Genomic DNA, 17825 nt, shown 5'->3' on the forward strand with positions numbered 1-17825 from the left:
TCGATCGGAGCCCAAAAGGGGCACATCATCCGACCAGTCCGAGTTACTGCGGGAAACCCACACCCACGGCGACCAGCGGGGCCTGAAGCCCGACCCCCGCACAGCCCTCGGCCGCCGAGCCGACCCGGGCCACCCCGTGCAACGACCGCGCACCCCGGCGCACGGAACCGGCCCCACCCGCCTCCGCCGTGAACCCAGCCCCACCCCACCGGCCCGAAAGCCGCCCCCCGGCCCCGGACGCTGCCCGAAGCCCCCGCGCGGCCCCGCACCCGGCCGCCCTCCGAGTGGGAAAAGGCGGCCTCCGCCGCCGGGTCAAGGGTGGAGCGAAGCGGAATCGGCGAAGCCGACGCGACGCAGGAGCGCCCTTGACGCGGTGGCGGAGGCCGCCACACTCGGAAAGAGGGCGGCCGCACCCGCACCCTCGCCGCCGGATCACCCCGAGCAGCCCAGACCCGCGGAGTCCCAACCCTTCCGGCCCCCCGGCCCCCCGGCCCCCCGGCCCCCCAGAATCCCCTCAACCACTGCCGCGCAAGAACGACTTGATTGCCATTCAGATCGCAAAAACGCTCGGCTACTGTGTGGCCCATGCAGGGGGAACCGCAAGACCACTCCAGTCTCGACAGTCTCGACAGTTTGCGCGGCAGTGGGGCGACGCCGCTCGCACCGGGTGATCCCCGGCAGATCGGGGCGTTCAGGCTGCTCGGCGTGCTCGGGTCCGGTGGGATGGGACGGGTCTATCTCGGTGCCGTGCCCGGGAAGTTCGCGGCGGTGAAGCGGGTCCTTCCCGTGCTCGCCGAGGACGCCGACTTCCTCAGCCACTTCGGGCACGAGCTCGACAACCTGGCCCGGCTGCCCGCCGGGGCCAACACCAAGCTCCTCGCGAGCGACCGCACGGCGAAGCCGCCGTGGTTCGCGACCGAGTTCATCCCCGGCATCACCCTCAACGAGGCCGTCCGGCTCAACGGCGGCCCGCTGTCCGGCGGCGCCCTGTGGCGGCTCCTCCGGGAGGCGGCGGCCGGGCTGCGGGTGGTGCACGGCGCGGACATGGTGCACCGCGACCTCAAGCCGTCCAACGTGATGCTGACCGGCGGCGGCCTCTCGCTCATCGACTTCGGCGTGGCCCGGGCGGCCGACCAGAGCCGGCTGACCAAGACCGGCATGGTCATCGGAACCCCCGCCTACATGGCGCCCGAACAGGCCGTCGCCGAGCGCGAACTGACCGGGGCGGCGGATGTGTTCGGCCTCGGCAGCCTCCTGCTGTACGCGGCGAACGGGCGACCTCCGTTCGGTGACGGTTCCGGGCCCGGCCTGCTCTACCGGGTCGTCCACGGCGAGCCCGAGTTCGGGCGGCTCCCGGAGGGCGACCCCGAGCTGGCGGAGCTCGTACGGAAGTGTCTCGCCAAGGATCCGGCGGACCGGCCGACGGCCGAGGAGCTCGTCGGGCTCACCGAGGAGCGCGCGGCGGGAGCCGCGTGGCCGGCGGCCGTCGGGGAGCGGATCGCCGAGCGGGCCGCCTTCGCCTCCGGCGCCCCGACCGCCGAGCAGCTCGCGGAGCTGGAGCGGATCGACCCGGCCCAGGACGTGGCGACGGCCTCGCTGACCCCGCAGGCCCCGCAGGCCCCGCAGGAGCCGGGGGCCGCCTCGCCCGACGCGGTCGCCCTTACGGGTGCGGCCGACCCCGGCAAGCGGCGGCGCAACCGGCTCGTCATGCTCGTGGTGCCCGTCGTCGTCGCGACCGGCACCACTCTGACCGTCGCCCTCAGCCCGTACGTCGGCCGTCTCGGTGCGGCGCCGGAGGCGTCCTCCTCGCCGTCCGCGGTGGCCTCGCAGCCCGCCCCGGTCGGGTCCGCCGGTCCGGCGACCGCCAAGCCGTCCGTCAAGCCGTCGGCGTCCGGGAAGCCGGGCGCCGAGCCCTCGGGTCCCGCCACAGCCGTCCCGCCGCCCGGTGCGGGCGGCGGGGCGGGAGGCGCGGGCACGCCGCCCGGCGGCTCCTCGTCCACCGGCTCCTCGTCCACTGGGGGCTCGTCCTCCGGCGGTTCGTCCTCCGGCGGTCCCACCACGACCGGTGGCGGGTCCAGCGCCTCCGGGTCCGGGTCCGGTTCCGGTTCCTCCACCTCCTCCTCCGGCGGCGGCACGTCCGGCGGGGCGACCACCGACCCCGCCCCGAAGCCGACGACCCGGCAGCCCGCGCCCCCGTCCTCCGGCGGATCGGCGCCCTCGGGGACGTACTCCATCGAGAACGCCTCGAACGGGCAGTGCCTGGCCGAGAGCGACGAGGGCTGGGCCACCCTCGTCAACACCTACGAGTGCGGCTCCTCGGCCCGCAACGGCGGCAGCCTCTCGTACGCGTGGACGTACTCCCCCGGGGCGAACGGCACCTTCCGCCTCATCAGCAGGAAGTCGGGGAACTGCCTCCAGCCCTCCAGCTCCACCGTCGCGCTCGCCCCCTGCAACGGCTCCGGCGTCCAGTCCTGGAAGGTCGGCACGTCGACGTCCTCAGGGCGGACGATCAAGAACGTGAACAACGGCATGTGCCTGCTGACCGGTCCGCCGTTCGTGATGACGTACACCTGCAACTCCGGAGACCGCGCCTACCTCTGGCGGAACATCTCAGCCCTCTGACCGGGGAGGGCCGAAGACGGGGACGGTGACCTCCCCTTCCCTGCGGAACGCGACCTCCAGCTCCATCCCGATCCGGAGGTCCTCCTCCGCCACGCCCACGACCTCCGTCATCATGCGCGGGCCCTCGGCGAGGTCGACGACGGCCGCGACGTACGGGACGCGGTCGCCGAAGGGCGGGAGGTCGTTCCGGTGGACGACCGACCAGGTGTAGAGGTCGGCGCGGCCGCTCGCCCGCTCCCAGCGGACGTCCTCGCTCCAGCAGTACGGGCAGAACTCGCGCGGGTAGTGGTGGACGCGGTCGCAGGCGGCGCAGCGGCGCAGCAGGAGGTGCCCTTCGGCGGCGGCGTCCCAGTAGGGGCGGGTGAAGGCGTCGACGTCGGGGAGGTTCGCCGGGGTGGCGGTCATCGGAAGAGTCCGATCGCGGAGTCGAGGGACCAGGTCTGCCAGGACACGGCGAGGAGGGCGACGAGGGAGATCAGCGCCATCATCGCGTTCTGCCCCTGCTCGGCCCAGTCGTGGATCATCAGGACGAGGTAGAGGAGGTTGAGGAGGAGGCCGCCGACGAGGGCGACCGGGGTGAGGAGGCCGGTGACGAGGCCGAGGCCGAGGGCGAGTTCGGCGTAGACGACGACGTACGCCATGAGCTTGGGGCGCGGGGCGACGACGGCGTCGAAGCCGTTCCTCACCACCGCCCACCTGTGTCCACCGGCCACGTCGGCCGCCCAGGCGATGCCGGTGCCGCGCTCGAACCAGCCCTTCTTGTCCTTGTGGCGCCAGCTCTCCAGCCACCACAGGCCGAGGCCGATGCGGAGGACGGCGAGCCATTCGGCGCCGGTGAGCCAGACGGTCTGCATACGGTCTCTCCCCACGAGCTCGACCTGACGGTACGTCAGTTCAGCGCAGACCCGGGCCCTGCCGCAAGAGGCGGGCGCACGGGGCCGACTCCGGCCGCGCGGGGCCGACTCCGGCCGTGCGAGGTCGGTTCCGGCCGTGCGAGGTCGGTTCCGGCCGCGCCGGGTCGCGCGCGTGACCGATTCGCAATCGAAATCCCCTCTCGACCGAGACCCACTGCGTGTACACGTCATTACGCTCAGCATTCATGGTCACCACCCCCCCTGCACCTCCCCTCCACCCCGTGTACGTCATCGGCGGCGGCCCCGGCGGGCTCGCCGTCGCCGCCGCCCTGCGCGCGCGGGGCGTCCGGGCCGTCGTCCTGGAGAAGTCCGACGCCGTCGGTGCCTCCTGGCGCGCGCACTACGACCGGCTGCGGCTGCACACCACCCGGCGGCTCTCCGCCCTCCCCGGCCTGAAGATGCCCCGCTCCTTCGGTCGCTGGGTCGCCCGCGCCGACGTCGTCCGCTACCTGGAGGCGTACGCGGAGAAGCACGAGCTGGAGGTCGTGACCGGGGTCGAGGTCCACCGCGTCGAGCGCTCCGGCGCCGACTGGGTCCTGCACGCCACCGGCGGGCGGCTGCTCACCGGGAGCGCGGTCGTGGTGGCCACCGGCTACAACCACACCCCGCACCTGCCCGAGTGGCCCGGCCGCGACGCGTACGGCGACCGGCTGGTGCACGCGCGCGCGTACCGCGCCCCGGGGCCGTACGAGGGGAAGGACGTCCTCGTCGTGGGCGCCGGCAACACCGGCGCCGAGATAGCCGCCGACCTCGCCGGGGGCGGGGCGGCCCGGGTGCGGCTCGCGGTGCGGACCGCTCCCCACCTCGTGCGCCGCACGACCCTCGGCTGGCCCGCCCAGCGCTCCGGCATCCTGGTGCGGCGACTGCCGGTGGCCCTGGTCGACCGGATGGGCGCCCTGCTCGCCCGGTTCGCCGCGCCGGACCTCACCGCGCACGGACTGCCCCGGCCGACCAGGGGCCTCGCCACCCGGCAGCGGGAGGGCGCGATCCCGGTGCAGGACGTCGGCCTGATCGACGCCCTGCGGGCCGGGAAGGTCGAGGTCGTCGCCGCCGTGGAGGGCTTCGAGGACGGCGAGGTGCTCCTCGCGGACGGCACCCGGATCGCCCCGGACGCGGTGATCGCGGCGACCGGCTACCGGCGCGCCCTGGAACCGCTCCTCGGGCACCTGGACGTGCTCGACGGGCGCGGGCTGCCGGTCACAACCGGCCCCCGCTGCCCGAACCGGGCGCCGGGTCTCTATTTCACCGGTTTCACCAATCCCCTCAGCGGCATGCTCCGCGAGCTGGCGAGGGACGCGGAGAGGATCGCGCGCCGGATCGCGCGGGCGGCGGCGAAGCGGGGAGTCGATCAGGTCGGTTGACCTGCACGACTCGGACTGCCCTGCGCACACCCATTCCTGACTACGCGTCAGTTCTGTAATCTGACTGAGCGTCAGGTGTATACGGATGGGTGAAGGGCGGGCGACACACATGCTTGGATCGACACACGGCACCTTCACCACCGATCTCCGCGCCCGCGTGGTCGCCTGCGGCGAGGCGCCCCCGGTCGTCGTGCACGGCGTCGCCGTCGCCCCCGGCGACCTGGACGTCAGCGGGCGTCCGCTGCACGCGCCCGTCCCCGACCTCGACCGGTTCTTCCGGCCCGAGTCCGTCGCGGTCGTCGGCGCCTCCGACGCCGAGGGCCGGCCCAACACCGGCATCACCCGGCAGCTGCTCGCCTGGGCCGAGCGGGTCGGCGCCCGGCTCGTGCCCGTGCACCCGACCCGTACGAGCGTGTTCGGGATCGACTGCGTGCCCTCCGTCCGCGCGCTCGCCGAACCCGTCGACCTCGCCGTCCTCCTCGTCGCCGACCCGCTGCCCGTGATCGAGGAGCTCGCCGACACCAAGGCGAGGTTCGCGGTCGCCTTCGCCTCCGGCTTCGCCGAGACCGGGGAGGCCGGGGCCGCCGCGCAGGAACGCCTCGCCGCCGCCGTGCGCCGCTCCGGGCTCCGCCTCCTCGGCCCCAACACCAACCTCAACGCCTTCGAGCGCTTCCGCGACGACCTCGAAGGCCCCGCCGTCGCCCTCATCACCCAGTCCGGCCACCAGGGGCGGCCCGTCTTCACCCTCCAGGAGCTCGGCGTCCGCCTCTCCCACTGGGCGCCCACCGGCAACGAGGCCGACCTGGAGACCGCCGACTTCCTCGCGTACTTCGCCGGGCGCCCCGAGGTCGGGGCCATCGCCTGCTACGTCGAAGGGCTCAAGGACGGCCGCTCCTTCCTCCTCGCCGCCGACCGGGCCGCGCGCCGGGGCGTCCCCGTCGTCGCCGTGAAGGTCGGTCGCACCGAGACCGGCGCCCGCACCGCCGCCTCCCACACCGGCAAGCTCACCGGCGCCGACCGGGTCGTCGACGCGGCCATGCGGCAGTACGGGGTGATCCGCGTCGACGGCCTCGACCAGCTCCAGGACACCTCCGCCCTCCTCGCGCGGGCGCGCCGGCCGCTCGCCGAGGGCGTCGTCGTCTACTCCATCTCCGGCGGCACGGGAGCCCACTTCGCCGACCTGGCCACGGCGGCGGGGCTCGAACTCCCCACGCTCCACCAGGCCAAGCAGGACGAACTGCACCAGTGGATCCCGGAGTACCTGAACGTCGCCAACCCCGTCGACAACGGCGGTCACCCGGTGGGCGACTGGCGCGGCCGGAAGATCATCGACGCGATCCTCGCCGACCCGTCGGTCGGGGTGCTGATCTGTCCCATCACCGGCCCCTTCCCCCCGATGAGCGACAGGCTCGCCCAGGACCTCGTCGACGCGGCCGAGGCCACGGACAAGCTGGTGTGCGTGGTCTGGGGCTCCCCGGTCGGCACGGAGGCGGCCTACCGCGAGACCCTCCTCGGTTCCTCCCGGGTCGCCACCTTCCGCACGTTCTCGAACTGCATCGGGGCCGTGAAGGCCTACCTCGACCACCACCGCTTCACCACCGCCTACCGCTCCCCCTTCGACGAGGCCCCCCGCACCCCCTCCCCATCCCTCCGCAAGGCCCGGGCCCTCGTGCGGCCCGGCCGGCGGCTCAGCGAGCACGCGGCGAAGCAACTGCTGCGGGCGTACGGGATACGGGTGCCGCGCGAGCAGCTCGTCACCAGCGCGGCGGCGGCCGTCCGGGCCGCCGGGCTCGTCGGCTACCCGGTCGTGATGAAGGCCTCGGGCGCGCAGCTCGCCCACAAGACGGAGCTGGGGCTCGTGAAGGTCGGGCTGACGTCGGCGAGCCAGGTGCGGGACGCGTACCGCGAGCTCACCGACATCGCCCGCTTCGAGGAGATCGACCTCGACGGCGTCCTCGTCTGCCAGATGGTCGGGCGCGGGGTCGAGATGGTGGTGGGCGTGACGCACGACGAGCTCTTCGGCCCGACGGTCACGGTGGGCCTCGGCGGGGTCCTGGTGGAGGTCCTGGACGACACCGCCGTCCGCGTCCCGCCCTTCGGGGAGCGCGAGGCCCGCTCGATGCTCGGCGAACTGCGCGGCCGGGCCCTGCTCGACGGCGTGCGGGGCGCGCCGCCGGCCGACGTCGACGCGCTCGTCGAGGTCGTGCTCCGCGTCCAGCGGATGGCCCTCGAACTCGACGGCGACCTCGCCGAACTGGACATCAACCCGCTGATGGTGCTGCCGCGCGGGCAGGGGGCGGTGGCCCTGGACGCGCTCGCGGTCTGCCGATAGGAGCCCCATGTCAGAGGTCCTGCACACGGTCGGCAACGGCGTCTCCTGGATCACGCTCAACCGCCCGGAGGCGATGAACGCGGTCACCCGGGACCAGCGGGAGCGGATCATCGCCCTGCTGGCCGAGGCCTCCGCCGACCCGGACGTGCGCTGCGTGGTGGTGACGGCCACCGGGCGCGGCTTCTGCGCGGGCGCGGACCTGCGGGGCGCGCCGTCCGCCTCCGGCGAGCGGGTCGTGGGGGACGTGGCCCGGATGATCCGGCAGGGCGCCCAGCGGTTCATCGCCGCGGTCATGGACTGCGAGAAGCCGGTGATCGCGGCGGTGAACGGCACGGCGGCGGGGATCGGGGCGCACCTCGCGTTCGCCTGCGACCTGGTGCTCGCGGCGGACTCGGCGCGGTTCGTCGAGGTGTTCGTGCGGCGGGGGCTGGTCCCGGACGGGGGCGGGGCGTACCTCCTGCCCCGCCTGATCGGGCCGCGGCGGGCGAAGGAGTTGATGTTCTTCGGCGACGCGGTGCCGGCGGCGGAGGCGCTCGCCATGGGCCTGGTGAACCGGGTGGTCCCCGCGGCCGACCTGGAGAAGACGGCGCGGGAATGGGCCGAACGCCTGGCCCAGGGCCCGACCCGCGCCCTCGCCCTCACGAAGCAGCTGGTCAACGCGTCCCTGGACGTGGACCGCGCGGCCGCGTTCGCGGCGGAGGCGACGGCGCAGGAGCTCAACATGACGACGAGGGACGCCCAGGAGGGGGTGACGAGCTTCGTGGAGCGGAGGGAGGCGCGGTACGAGGGGCGGTAGCAGAAGCTGTCGTACCGGACCCCTAGGGTGTGTCTGCCCATGCCACGCACCGCTCCGGGGGGAACGGAACCCATGCACTCACCGTGAAGGTGACCGGAGCCGCGCTGCACGAGAAGGACGTGGTCGAAGTCTCCGGCGGCACCTACCGCGCCCGGTCGACGACGGTCTCCGTCGCGGCCGACCGGCGGAGCATGGACGTCTCCCTGGATCTGGCGAGCGCCCCGCGCACCGGGCTGGGCCTGAGCGTGGTCACGCACGACGGCGTGCGGTACTCCCGTGGCACCGTCACCGTCGTCGCCCCCCTCCACACCACCGCCGCCCCCGCCGTCACCGGCACCGCCGTCGTCGGCGGGAAGGTGTCGGCGAAGGTCGGGACCTGGACGCCGGCGCCGACCTCGTACGCGTACCAGTGGTGTGCGAACGGGCGGGCGATCAGCGGGGCGACGCGGACGACGTTCACGCCGACGAAGGCCCAGCGCGGTCTGAGGATCACCGTCCGCGTGACGGCGCTGCGGACCGGGCACCTGTCCGGTGTCGCGTGGACCCGGGCGACGGGAGCCGTCGCGGGCTGACCGGAACCGGTGGCCGTCGTCCCCTTCGAAGGCTTCCCATCTGACGAACCGTCAGTTTCAATGGACGGTGTGATGGGACACGCGGGGATGGCGGCCACCGTCGTCCGACACCTGAGAGCGGCCGGTTCGCCGACGGCCGTGGAACCACTGCCCCGGCCCGCCCTGCGCGCGGTGCGCGAGGACGAGCGCCCGCCCGTCGACCCGGCCGAGTTCCGCCGCGTCCTGGGCCACTTCGCGAGCGGGGTGACGATCGTGACGGCCCTCGACGCCGACGGACCGACCGGCTTCGCCTGCCAGTCCTTCGCCTCGCTCTCCCTCGACCCGCCCCTCGTGGCCTTCATGGTCGCCCGGACGTCGACCACCTGGCCCCGGATCGCCGACGCCGGACGCTTCTGCGTCAACGTCCTCGGCGCCGACCAGGGCCCGCTGTGCCGGGGCTTCGCGGTGAGCGGCGCCGACAAGTTCGCCGGGGTGGAGTGGGAGCCCGCGCCGGTGACCGGCTCGCCCCGGCTCGCCGGGGCCCCCGCCTGGATCGACTGCGCGATCACCGCCGTCCACACGGGCGGCGACCACCTGATCGTGGTGGGCCGGGTGGAGGCCCTGGACGCGGCGGAGGAGGGCGAACCGCTGCTCTTCCACCGGGGGCGGTTCGGGCGGTTCGGCTCCTGACCCGTACGGCTCGTGAGGCCGTACGGACCGGCGGTTCGTCACTCCTGCACGTACAGGACGACCCCGCCGAGCAGGAAGGCGCCCACCACCGCGCACGTGCCCCACAGCAGCAGCGCGACGAAGTACCCCCGGCGCGCGGGGCGGGTGAGCAGCGCCGCCACGGCCAGGACCACCGTGCCCGCGAGCCACCCCCAGGCGCCGGCGACCGGTGCGAGGAGGGCGCCGGCGAGGGCCGCCCCGGCCGGCTGCCACCCCGGCGGAGGGCCGCCGAACCTGCGCCCCGGGCCCTCGCCGAGCAGCACCACGGGCAGTACGAGCGCCGCGGAGACCGCGACCGCGGCGAGGAACCCGAACAGCGCGAAGAACGGCAGCGCCAGGAGGAACAGTCCGCCGCCGGAATCGTCGCCCTCCCCCTGTCCACCGCTCGGCCCGACCGTCATCAGCGCTGCCAGGGCCACCCCGGCCTCCAGGCACAGCGCCAGCGTCGAGACCCTCAGCATCCGGGCGAAGCCCCGCCCGTCGTCAGGACCGCTCATCGGCGATCACCCCCGGGATCATCGTGCTCCCGCCAGGATCACCGGCTCCGTCCGGGGTCGGCCGATGACCAGGGCCATCAGGGCCGCCGCCGCGCACAGCGCGCCCGAGGCGTACCAGACGACGTCGTACGTGCCGAAGACGTCGCGCGCCACGCCGCCCGCGAAGGCGACGGCCGCCGCGCCCACCTGGTGGGAGGCGAGGACCCAGCCGAAGACGATCGCCGAGTCCTCCCCGTAGTGCTCGCGGCACAGGGCGATCGTGGGCGGGACGGTGGCGACCCAGTCGAGGCCGTAGAAGACGATGAAGAAGAGCATCGGGGGGTGCACGGAGGGCGCCAGGAGCATGGGGAGGAACAACAGCGAGACCCCCCTCAGCGCGTAGTAGACCGCCAGGAGCCGGCGCGGCGAGAAGCGGTCCGTGAACCAGCCCGAGGCGATCGTGCCGGCCACGTCGAAGACGCCGATCACCGCCAGCAGGCCGGCCGCCGCCGTCACCGGCATGCCGTGGTCGTGCGCCGCCGGCACGAAGTGGGTCTTGACGAGGCCGTTCGTCGAGGCGCCGCAGATCGCGAAGGAGCCGGCGAGGAGCCAGAAGGGGCCGGTGCGGGCCGCCCCGAGGAGGACGGCGACCGCGCGGCGGGCAGCGCCGGGGACGGGCGCGGGCTTGTCGGCGTACTCCCCGCCGTACGGGGCGAGCCGGACGTCCGCCGGGTGGTCGCGGAGCAGCAGCCAGACGAAGGGGACGACGGCGAGGGCGGCCAGGGCCACCGTCACCGCGGCCGGACGCCAGCCGTGGTGCTCGACCAGCCAGGAGAGGAGCGGCAGGAAGATCAGTTGGCCCGAGGCGCCCGCTGCCGTGAGGATGCCCGTCACCAGCCCCCGCCGCGCCACGAACCAGCGGTTCGTGACCGTCGCCGCGAAGGCCAGCGCCATCGAGCCGCTGCCCAGGCCGACCAGGACGCCCCAGTAGAGCATCAGTTGCCAGGCCGTCGTCATCCAGACGGTGAGGAGGGAGCCCAGCGCGATCACGCTGAGGGCCACCGCCACCACCCTCCGGATGCCGAAGCGGTCCATCAGGGCGGCGGCGAACGGCGCCGTCAGGCCGTACAGCGCGAGGTTCACCGACACGGCGAAGCCGATGGTGCCCCGCGACCAGTGGAACTCCCCGTGCAGCGGCTCGATCAGCAGGCCCGGCAGGGAGGCGAAGGCCGCGGCGCCGATGATCGTGACGAAGGTGACCGCCGCGACGAACCAGGCGCGGTGGACGCGGGGACGGGGTGACTTCCCGGGCGTGCGGACGAGGGTCTCGGTTGTCTGAGCCATGCCATCGAGCATCCCGGGCCGGCGCCTCCCCCACCATTGGCCCGAATGACAGCTTTCCAAAGGATCGGGACACGTGCCTTCATGCGCGCGGCAGCGTTCTGATCGGGCGCACCACCAGCAGCGCCGTCACCACGAGCACCGCGACCCCCGCCCCCGTGAGCAGCACCTCCTCCGTGCCGAGCGCCGCCGCCACCGGCCCCGACAGGGTGCGGCCGACGCCCATCATCAGGAGCGAGCCGGCCACGTCGTACGCGTGCATCCGGTTCAGGGCCTCCTGCGGCACGTGCGTCTGGACCGACGTCGACCACATGACCAGCCAGAAGGCGAAGGCCGCCCCGCCGACGAACTGGCCCGCGCCGAGCAGCGCCGCGGGCGCGCCGAGGCCGAGCAGGGCGAGGTTCACGGGGAGGCCGAGGAGCGCCACCGCGCCCGCCGCGAGGGGGCGGCGGGGGCGCAGCCGGATCGCGAGGAGCCCGCCGACGGCGCTGCCGGCGCCGTTGACGGCCATGAGCACGCCGTACGCGGCCGAGCCGTGCTCCTCGGTGACGAGGCTCGCGGTGAGCGGGACCATGGGCCCGGCGACGGTCAGCCCGTACACCGTCCAGATGGAGATGACGCCCCAGAGCCAGCTGCGGGCCCGGAACTCCCGCCAGCCGCCGACGAGTTCGACCCCGAGGGAGTCGCGCCGGGCGGTGTCGGAGGGGATCGGGGCGAGCCGCATCAGGGTGAAGCAGACGGCGCTGACGGCGAAGGTGACGCCGTTGACCGCGAAGGCGGCGCCCGCGTTCCACAGGGCGACGAGCAGGCCGGCGGCGGCCGGACCCGCCATGGTCATGAGGGCCTCGACGACCCGCAGGACGGCGTTGGCGCGCTGCACGTCGGGGGAGATGCGGGGGATGGTGGAGGCGACGCCCGGCTGGAAGAGGGCGGCGCCGACGCCGCTCAGGACGGAGAGGGCGTAGACGGCCCAGAGCGGCGGGCTGCCGAACGTGAAGGAGACGGCGAGGACGGCGGCGCCGGGCAGCCTCAGGAGGTCGGCGAGGATCATCATGCGGCGGGCCGTGAAGCGGTCGGCGAGGACGCCGCCGAAGAGCACGAAGAGCGCGAAGGCGGCGGTCCAGCCGCCCAGCGCGTAGCCGACGGTGGAGCCGGGGTGGCCGGCGCCGAGGAGTCCCGCGGCGAAGGCGACCGGGACCGTGCCCTCGCCGAAGACGGCGACGGCCCGGGCGACGAAGAAGAGCCGGAAGTTGCGGTTCCACAGTGCGGGCGGCGCGACCGGGGCGGGAATCCGCCCGGTGGCCTCAGACTTGTACGTGTTGTCCGTCACGGACACGTACTCGTACCAGCCCTATGGTCTGGACCACCACCGATTTACGGAGGGAGCGCCCGCCCGTGCAGCAGCCGCACCGCGTCGCCGTCCTCGCCCTGCCCGGCCTCCTCCCCTTCGAGCTGGGCATCCCGCACCGCATCTTCGGCCGTGCGAAGGACCCCGGGGGCCGACCGCTGTACGAGATCGTGACCTGCGCCCCGAAGGCCGGACCGGTGCAGACCGACGCCGACTTCTCGATCCACGTCGAGCACGGCCCGGAGGCCCTCGCGACCGCCGACACGGTCGTCGTGCCCGCCTCGTACGAGCTCGGGCCGGTCCACGACGAGGGCAGGCTCCCCGAGGAGCTGGCCGCGGCGCTCGCCCGCATCCGGCCCGGCACCCGGCTGGTCTCCATCTGCACCGGCGGGTACGTGCTCGCCGCCGCCGGCTTCCTCGACGGGCGCCCGGCCACCACCCACTGGGCGTCCGCCGAGCACTTCCAGCGGCTCTTCCCGAGCGTGCGGGTCGACGCGGACGTCCTCTTCATCGACGACGGCGACGTCCTCACCTCGGCCGGGGTGGCCGCCGGGATCGACCTGTGCCTGCACATCGTGCGCCGCGACCACGGCACGGCCGTCGCCAACGACGTCGCCCGCAGGACCGTCGTGCCGCCCCACCGGGACGGCGGCCAGGCCCAGTACATCGAGCGGCCCCTGCCGGAGGCCGGCACCCACACCACGACCGCCGCGCGGGCCTGGGCGCTCGCCCACCTGCACGAGCCGATCCAGCTGCGGGACCTGGCGGAGAAGGAGGCGATGAGCGTCCGGACGTTCACCCGCCGCTTCCGCGACGAGGTCGGCATCAGCCCCGGCCAGTGGCTCACCCAGCAGCGCGTCGAACGCGCCCGGCACCTCCTGGAGTCCACCGGGCTGCCGGTCGACCGGGTCGCCCGGGACGCCGGCTTCGGCACGGCCCAGTCGCTGCGGACGCACCTGATGAGCGCGATCGGGGTGACCCCGACGTCCTACCGCCGCACCTTCCGCCCGGGGACGGCCTCCGTCTGAACCTCCGGCACGTCGGGGGTGGGCCGCGGCAGCCGCCGCTCCCCCGCCGCGCCGACCACGCGAGCAGCGCGCCGGCGAGCGTGCCGCTCGCCGCGGGGGCGGCGGTCCACGGCAGTACGGCGACGAGGGCGACGCCCGCGGCACGGGGCGGGTGGCGAGCTCGCGGTAGGACACGTCCAGGGCCGTAACGGCCGTACGCCCCTGGGCCCCAGCGCGTTTCGTCCCCGCGCGCACTCGCCCCGGTCCGTGCCCGCGCCCCCGCCCGCGCCCCTCAGAACGTGAGCACGCCCCGCGCCACCCTCCCCCGTTCCGCGTCCTCGACGGCCCGGGCGAAGTCCTCCACGGGGTAGGTGCGGGTGACCAGTTCGTCGAGGAGGAGCGTTCCGGAGCGGTACAGCTCCGCGTAGAGGGCGATGTCCTTCTGCGGGCGGGAGGAGCCGTACCGGCAGCCCAGGATCGCCTTGTCCAGGAACATCGCGGCCGGCGGGAAGCTCGCCTCCGCCTTCGGCGCGGTCATGCCGAGCAGGACCGCCTGGCCGTGCCGGTCCAGGAGGTCGATCGCGGCCCGGACGAGCCCGGTGTGGCCGACGCACTCGAAGACGTGGTCGGCGCCGGTGGGCAGGACGCCCCGTACGCCGTCGGTGGAGGCGAGGAAGTGCGTCGCCCCGAACCGCCGGGCCACCGCCTCCTTCTCCGGGTTCGTGTCGACCGCGACGATCGTCGACGCGCCCGCGATCCGCGCGCCCTGGAGGACGTTGAGGCCGATGCCGCCGGTGCCGATGACGACGACGGTGTCGCCCCGGTCGACCTTCGCGCGGTTCAGTACGGCCCCGACGCCGGTGAGGACGCCGCAGCCCATGAGGGCGGCGGAGGTCAGCGGGACGTCCTCCGGGATCTTCACGGCCTGGACGGCCTTGACGACGGTCCGCTCCGCGAAGGACGAGTTCGAGGCGAACTGGAAGAGCGGCTGCCCGCCGCGCGAGAACGGCCGCCCCGGCATCCCGATCGCCTTCCGGCACATGGTCGGCCGGCCCCGGTCGCAGTCGGCGCAGGCGCCGCAGTTGGCGAGGGTGGACAGGGCGACGTGGTCGCCGGGCACGACGTGGACGACCCCCGGGCCGACGGCCTCGACGACGCCCGCGCCCTCGTGGCCGAGGACGACGGGCGGGGGGAAGGGGATGGTCCCGTCGACGACGGACAGGTCGCTGTGGCAGAGCCCGGCGGCGGCGATCGCCACGAGCACCTCGCCGGGGCCGGGGTCCCGCACCTCCAGGTCGTCGACGACCCGGACCTGCTTCCCGTCGAAGACGACCCCTCTCATGACCGCTCCCCCTCGTCGGCTTCGGCACCCTTTCCGGCATCGGTGCCCTCCCCGACGACGGCACCCTCCCCGACATCGGCGCCCTCCCCGACGACGGCACCCTCCCCGACATCGGCGCCCTTCCCGGCGTTGGGCCGCGCGCCCTCCGCCGCCGCCCTCGCCATCTCCTCCAGGCGCGCCAGCATCGGCATCGGGTCCGTCCCCACCGTCCCCGGCAGGAAGTCCGCGATGCGCTCGGGGGTCCACGCGCCGCCCTCGGCGTAGCCCGCGCGCAGTTCCCGGGGCTGGGCCCAGACCGCGATCTTGGGGCCGGCGACGGTGTACACCTGGCCGGTGATCCGTTCCTCCCGGGCCCGTTCGCTCAGCAGGTAGACGACGAGCGCGGCCACGTCCTCCGGTGTGCCGATCTCCTTGAGCTCCATGGGGACGTTCGCGGACATCCGGGTGCGGGCCACGGGCGCGACCGCGTTCGCGGTGACCCCGTACTTGTGGAGGCCGAGGGCCGCGCTCCGTACGAGCGAGATGATCCCGCCCTTCGCCGCCGAGTAGTTGGCCTGCGCCACGGACCCCTGGTGGTTGCCGCTGGTGAAGCCGATGAGGGTCCCGGCGCCCTGCTTGCGCATGACCGCCGACGCCGCCCGGAAGACGGTGAAGGTGCCCTTCAGATGGGTGGCGACGACCGGGTCCCACTCCTCCTCGGACATGTTGAAGAGCATCCGCTCGCGCAGGATGCCCGCGACGCACACGACCCCGTCGACGCGCCCGTACGCGGTGAGGGCGGTCTCGACGACCCGCGCCCCGCCCGCCATCGTGGAGACGTCGTCCGCGACGGCGACGGCGGTGCCGCCCGCCGCCTCGATCTCCTTCACGACCGCCGCCGCGACCTCCGAGGTCGGCTCGCCGCCCTCGATCGACACCCCGTAGTCGTTGACGACGACCTTCGCGCCCTCCGCCGCGCAGGCGAGGGCGACGGCACGGCCGATGCCGCGCCCCGCTCCCGTCACGGCGACGACCTTCCCAGCCAAGAAGTTCCCCACGCCCGGCCCCTTCCCGCACTTTCTGACGGCCCGTTAGATTTGTTCGTCGTCAGGATTCTACGGTCCGTCAGATACCGGAAAACAAGACCCCGGAGGCCCCGATGTCCCTCCCCGCCGCCTTCCACGAGATCGCCGAGCGCGTCAACAACTGGGGTCGCTGGGGCCAGGACGACGAGATCGGCACGCTCAACCTCGTCACCGACGGGGTCGTGCGGGAGGCCGTCGCCACCGTCCGCACCGGCCTCCGCGTCCCGCTCGCCGTCGACCTCAGACAGGACGGCATACAGACCGGCATGATCCCCGGCCGGGTGAACCCGCTCCACGTCATGGTCCAGGTCAACCAGGAGCTCTTCGGCCCCGGCACGGTCGCGACCAGCGACGACGCCGTGACCCTCGGCCTCCAGGCCGGCACCCACTGGGACGCCCTGACGCACGTCTCCCACTCGGGCCGCATCTACAACGGTCGCCCCGCCGCCTCGATCACCCCGCACGGCCGCTCCGCGTTCAGCGGCATCCACACCGCCCGCCACCTGGTGAGCCGGGGCGTCCTCCTGGACGTGGCCGCCGCGAAGGGGGTGGACCGACTGCCGGGGGACCACGCCGTGACGCCCGAAGACCTCGACGAGGCCGCCGAGTTCGGCCGGGTGACGGTACGGGCCGGGGACGTCGTCCTCGTACGGACCGGGCAGATCCGGCTGTACCTGGCCGGGGACCGGCACGGGTACGCCTTCCCGTCACCGGGCCTGTCGGTCCGCACGCCGGAGTGGTTCCACGCCCACGACGTCGCGGCCGTCGCCGACGACACGCTCACCTTCGAGATCTTCCCGCCCGAGATCGAGGACCTCTGGCTGCCCGTGCACGCCCTCGACCTGGTCGAGATGGGGATGCTCCAGGGTCAGAACTGGAATCTGGAGGGGCTGTCCACAGCCTGTGCACGGGAGGGGCGGTACGCCTTCCTGCTCTCCGCGATGCCCGAGCCCTTCGTCGGCGGCACGGGCACACCGGTGGCCCCGGTCGCGATCCTCTAGGGCCCGAGGGCCCGAAGGCCCGAGGACCCTGCGGGTGGCGGCGCGCTCGCACGCGCCCCGAGCACGGCGCGGGCCCGCCGCCACCCGAGCGCGACCCGCACACGCCGAGGGCCACGGCCCTCGGCTCCCCTCGCCGCGAATCGCTCACCCCAGAGTGGGCAAAACGGAACGAATCGTCAACAGCGCACCCTGTCGGGCGACAGGGGAGCCACGGCGGAGACGGCCCGGACCCGGTCCACCTCGCACCAGATGCTCTTGCCGGCGCCCTCCGGCTGCCAGCCCCACCGGTCCGCGAGGCCGTCGACCAGCTCCAGGCCGCGCCCGTTGGTGTCCCCGCCCTCCGCGCGCCGGGGCCGCGGCGGCCGGTCGCTCGCGTCGGCCACCTCGACCCGCACCCCGCCCCCCGTGGCGAACAGCATCCGCAGCACGGCCGGACAGCCGGTGTGCACCACGGCGTTGGTCACGAGTTCGGAGATGAGCAGCACCAGCGTCTCGGCGAGCGGCTCGTCGTCCCCTATGCCCGATCCGGCGAGCCGCGACCGGGCCCACCTCCGGGCTCGCCCCACCTCTGCCGGGTCCGGCCCGACCACCAACTGAACCTGAAGCACCTGCACCGCTCACACCATCCGAACCGGTGGACAACACACCTTCACGGAACGTGATTCCCTTGTGGGACAGCATGGTTGACGTACAGTCACCGCAACAAGCGCTTCGGGCATATTCCAGCGCGAAGGAGTACGCGTGGTCCATACTGTGCGACGCACACTGCGGGTAGTCGAACGCCGGGCGCGAGCGGCGGGCATTCCCGGCCGCGGAGCCGCCGCAGGGGCGACACCGGGACGAATCGGGCCAACGAGCACTCGCATCCCACGGAGCGTACCGGAGCCGGAGGCCGACTCCGGGCCGTGACGGCCCCGTCGAAGGACACAACCCGGTATCGA

The 17825-nt window shown here is 74.0% G+C and carries 16 protein-coding genes; 8 read left to right on the forward strand and 8 right to left on the reverse strand.

Annotated features, from left to right (window positions below; all coding sequences use genetic code 11):
• Positions 1-747: 747 nt before the first annotated feature.
• Positions 748-2622, forward strand: coding sequence for a protein kinase domain-containing protein (locus ACZ66Z_RS11880; protein WP_469933803.1), 1875 nt, complete (start codon positions 748-750; stop codon positions 2620-2622).
• On the opposite strand, the gene ACZ66Z_RS11885 is transcribed toward ACZ66Z_RS11880, so the two are convergent.
• Together ACZ66Z_RS11885 and ACZ66Z_RS11890 are read right to left on the reverse strand one after the other, a co-directional pair.
• On the reverse strand, positions 2611-3027 hold the full coding sequence (locus ACZ66Z_RS11885) for a Zn-ribbon domain-containing OB-fold protein (RefSeq protein ID WP_469933804.1): 417 nt from the start codon (positions 3025-3027) through the stop codon (positions 2611-2613). The genes ACZ66Z_RS11880 and ACZ66Z_RS11885 overlap by 12 nt on opposite strands.
• Positions 3024-3476, reverse strand: a complete 453-nt coding sequence (locus tag ACZ66Z_RS11890) for a DoxX family protein (RefSeq protein WP_469933805.1) — start codon at positions 3474-3476, stop codon at positions 3024-3026. The genes ACZ66Z_RS11885 and ACZ66Z_RS11890 overlap by 4 nt, the downstream gene beginning before the upstream one ends.
• 245 nt (positions 3477-3721) lie before the next feature.
• Between ACZ66Z_RS11890 and ACZ66Z_RS11895 the strand changes: the two genes are divergently transcribed.
• From ACZ66Z_RS11895 to ACZ66Z_RS11915, 5 genes are all read left to right on the forward strand, one after another.
• A complete protein-coding gene (locus ACZ66Z_RS11895; RefSeq protein WP_469933806.1) occupies positions 3722-4897 on the forward strand; it encodes a flavin-containing monooxygenase in 1176 nt (391 codons plus the stop codon).
• Between the two features lie 109 nt (positions 4898-5006).
• Positions 5007-7229, forward strand: coding sequence for an acetate--CoA ligase family protein (locus ACZ66Z_RS11900; protein ID WP_469933807.1), 2223 nt, complete (start codon positions 5007-5009; stop codon positions 7227-7229).
• Between the two features lie 7 nt (positions 7230-7236).
• Positions 7237-8025: an enoyl-CoA hydratase/isomerase family protein gene (locus tag ACZ66Z_RS11905; RefSeq protein ID WP_469933808.1), complete on the forward strand. Its 789-nt coding sequence runs from the start codon at positions 7237-7239 to the stop codon at positions 8023-8025.
• A gap of 83 nt (positions 8026-8108) precedes the next feature.
• Complete coding sequence (locus tag ACZ66Z_RS11910) at positions 8109-8597, forward strand: hypothetical protein (RefSeq protein WP_469933809.1); 489 nt, start codon at positions 8109-8111, stop codon at positions 8595-8597.
• A gap of 60 nt (positions 8598-8657) precedes the next feature.
• Entirely contained in the window at positions 8658-9266 is a 609-nt protein-coding gene (locus tag ACZ66Z_RS11915) for a flavin reductase family protein (RefSeq protein WP_469933810.1), read from the forward strand.
• A 38-nt stretch (positions 9267-9304) separates the two neighbouring features.
• On the opposite strand, the gene ACZ66Z_RS11920 is transcribed toward ACZ66Z_RS11915, so the two are convergent.
• The 3 genes from ACZ66Z_RS11920 to ACZ66Z_RS11930 form a co-directional block, all read right to left on the reverse strand.
• Entirely contained in the window at positions 9305-9802 is a 498-nt protein-coding gene (locus ACZ66Z_RS11920) for a hypothetical protein (RefSeq protein WP_469933811.1), read from the reverse strand.
• An 18-nt stretch (positions 9803-9820) separates the two neighbouring features.
• Positions 9821-11125 (reverse strand): MFS transporter, encoded by a 1305-nt coding sequence (locus tag ACZ66Z_RS11925; RefSeq protein WP_469933812.1) that lies wholly within the window; start codon positions 11123-11125, stop codon positions 9821-9823.
• A gap of 79 nt (positions 11126-11204) precedes the next feature.
• A complete protein-coding gene (locus ACZ66Z_RS11930) occupies positions 11205-12458 on the reverse strand; it encodes an MFS transporter (RefSeq protein WP_469933813.1) in 1254 nt (417 codons plus the stop codon).
• Positions 12459-12475: 17 nt separating this feature from the next.
• Between ACZ66Z_RS11930 and ACZ66Z_RS11935 the strand changes: the two genes are divergently transcribed.
• On the forward strand, positions 12476-13498 hold the full coding sequence (locus ACZ66Z_RS11935) for a GlxA family transcriptional regulator (RefSeq protein WP_469933814.1): 1023 nt from the start codon (positions 12476-12478) through the stop codon (positions 13496-13498).
• A gap of 271 nt (positions 13499-13769) precedes the next feature.
• Here the strand turns inward: ACZ66Z_RS11935 and ACZ66Z_RS11940 are convergent, their stop codons facing one another.
• Positions 13770-14819 (reverse strand): Zn-dependent alcohol dehydrogenase, encoded by a 1050-nt coding sequence (locus tag ACZ66Z_RS11940; RefSeq protein ID WP_469933815.1) that lies wholly within the window; start codon positions 14817-14819, stop codon positions 13770-13772.
• Positions 14816-15856, reverse strand: a complete 1041-nt coding sequence (locus ACZ66Z_RS11945) for an SDR family NAD(P)-dependent oxidoreductase (protein ID WP_469933816.1) — start codon at positions 15854-15856, stop codon at positions 14816-14818. Before ACZ66Z_RS11945 ends, ACZ66Z_RS11940 begins: the two co-directional genes overlap by 4 nt.
• A 101-nt stretch (positions 15857-15957) precedes the next feature.
• Between ACZ66Z_RS11945 and ACZ66Z_RS11950 the strand changes: the two genes are divergently transcribed.
• Positions 15958-16884 (forward strand): cyclase family protein, encoded by a 927-nt coding sequence (locus tag ACZ66Z_RS11950; RefSeq protein ID WP_469933817.1) that lies wholly within the window; start codon positions 15958-15960, stop codon positions 16882-16884.
• Positions 16885-17060: 176 nt separating this feature from the next.
• Here ACZ66Z_RS11950 and ACZ66Z_RS11955 read toward each other — a convergent pair whose 3' ends face one another.
• Positions 17061-17498: an ATP-binding protein gene (locus tag ACZ66Z_RS11955; RefSeq protein WP_469933818.1), complete on the reverse strand. Its 438-nt coding sequence runs from the start codon at positions 17496-17498 to the stop codon at positions 17061-17063.
• Between the last annotated feature and the right edge of the window lie 327 nt (positions 17499-17825).

Source organism: Streptomyces sp. NPDC107498 (assembly GCF_055582805.1).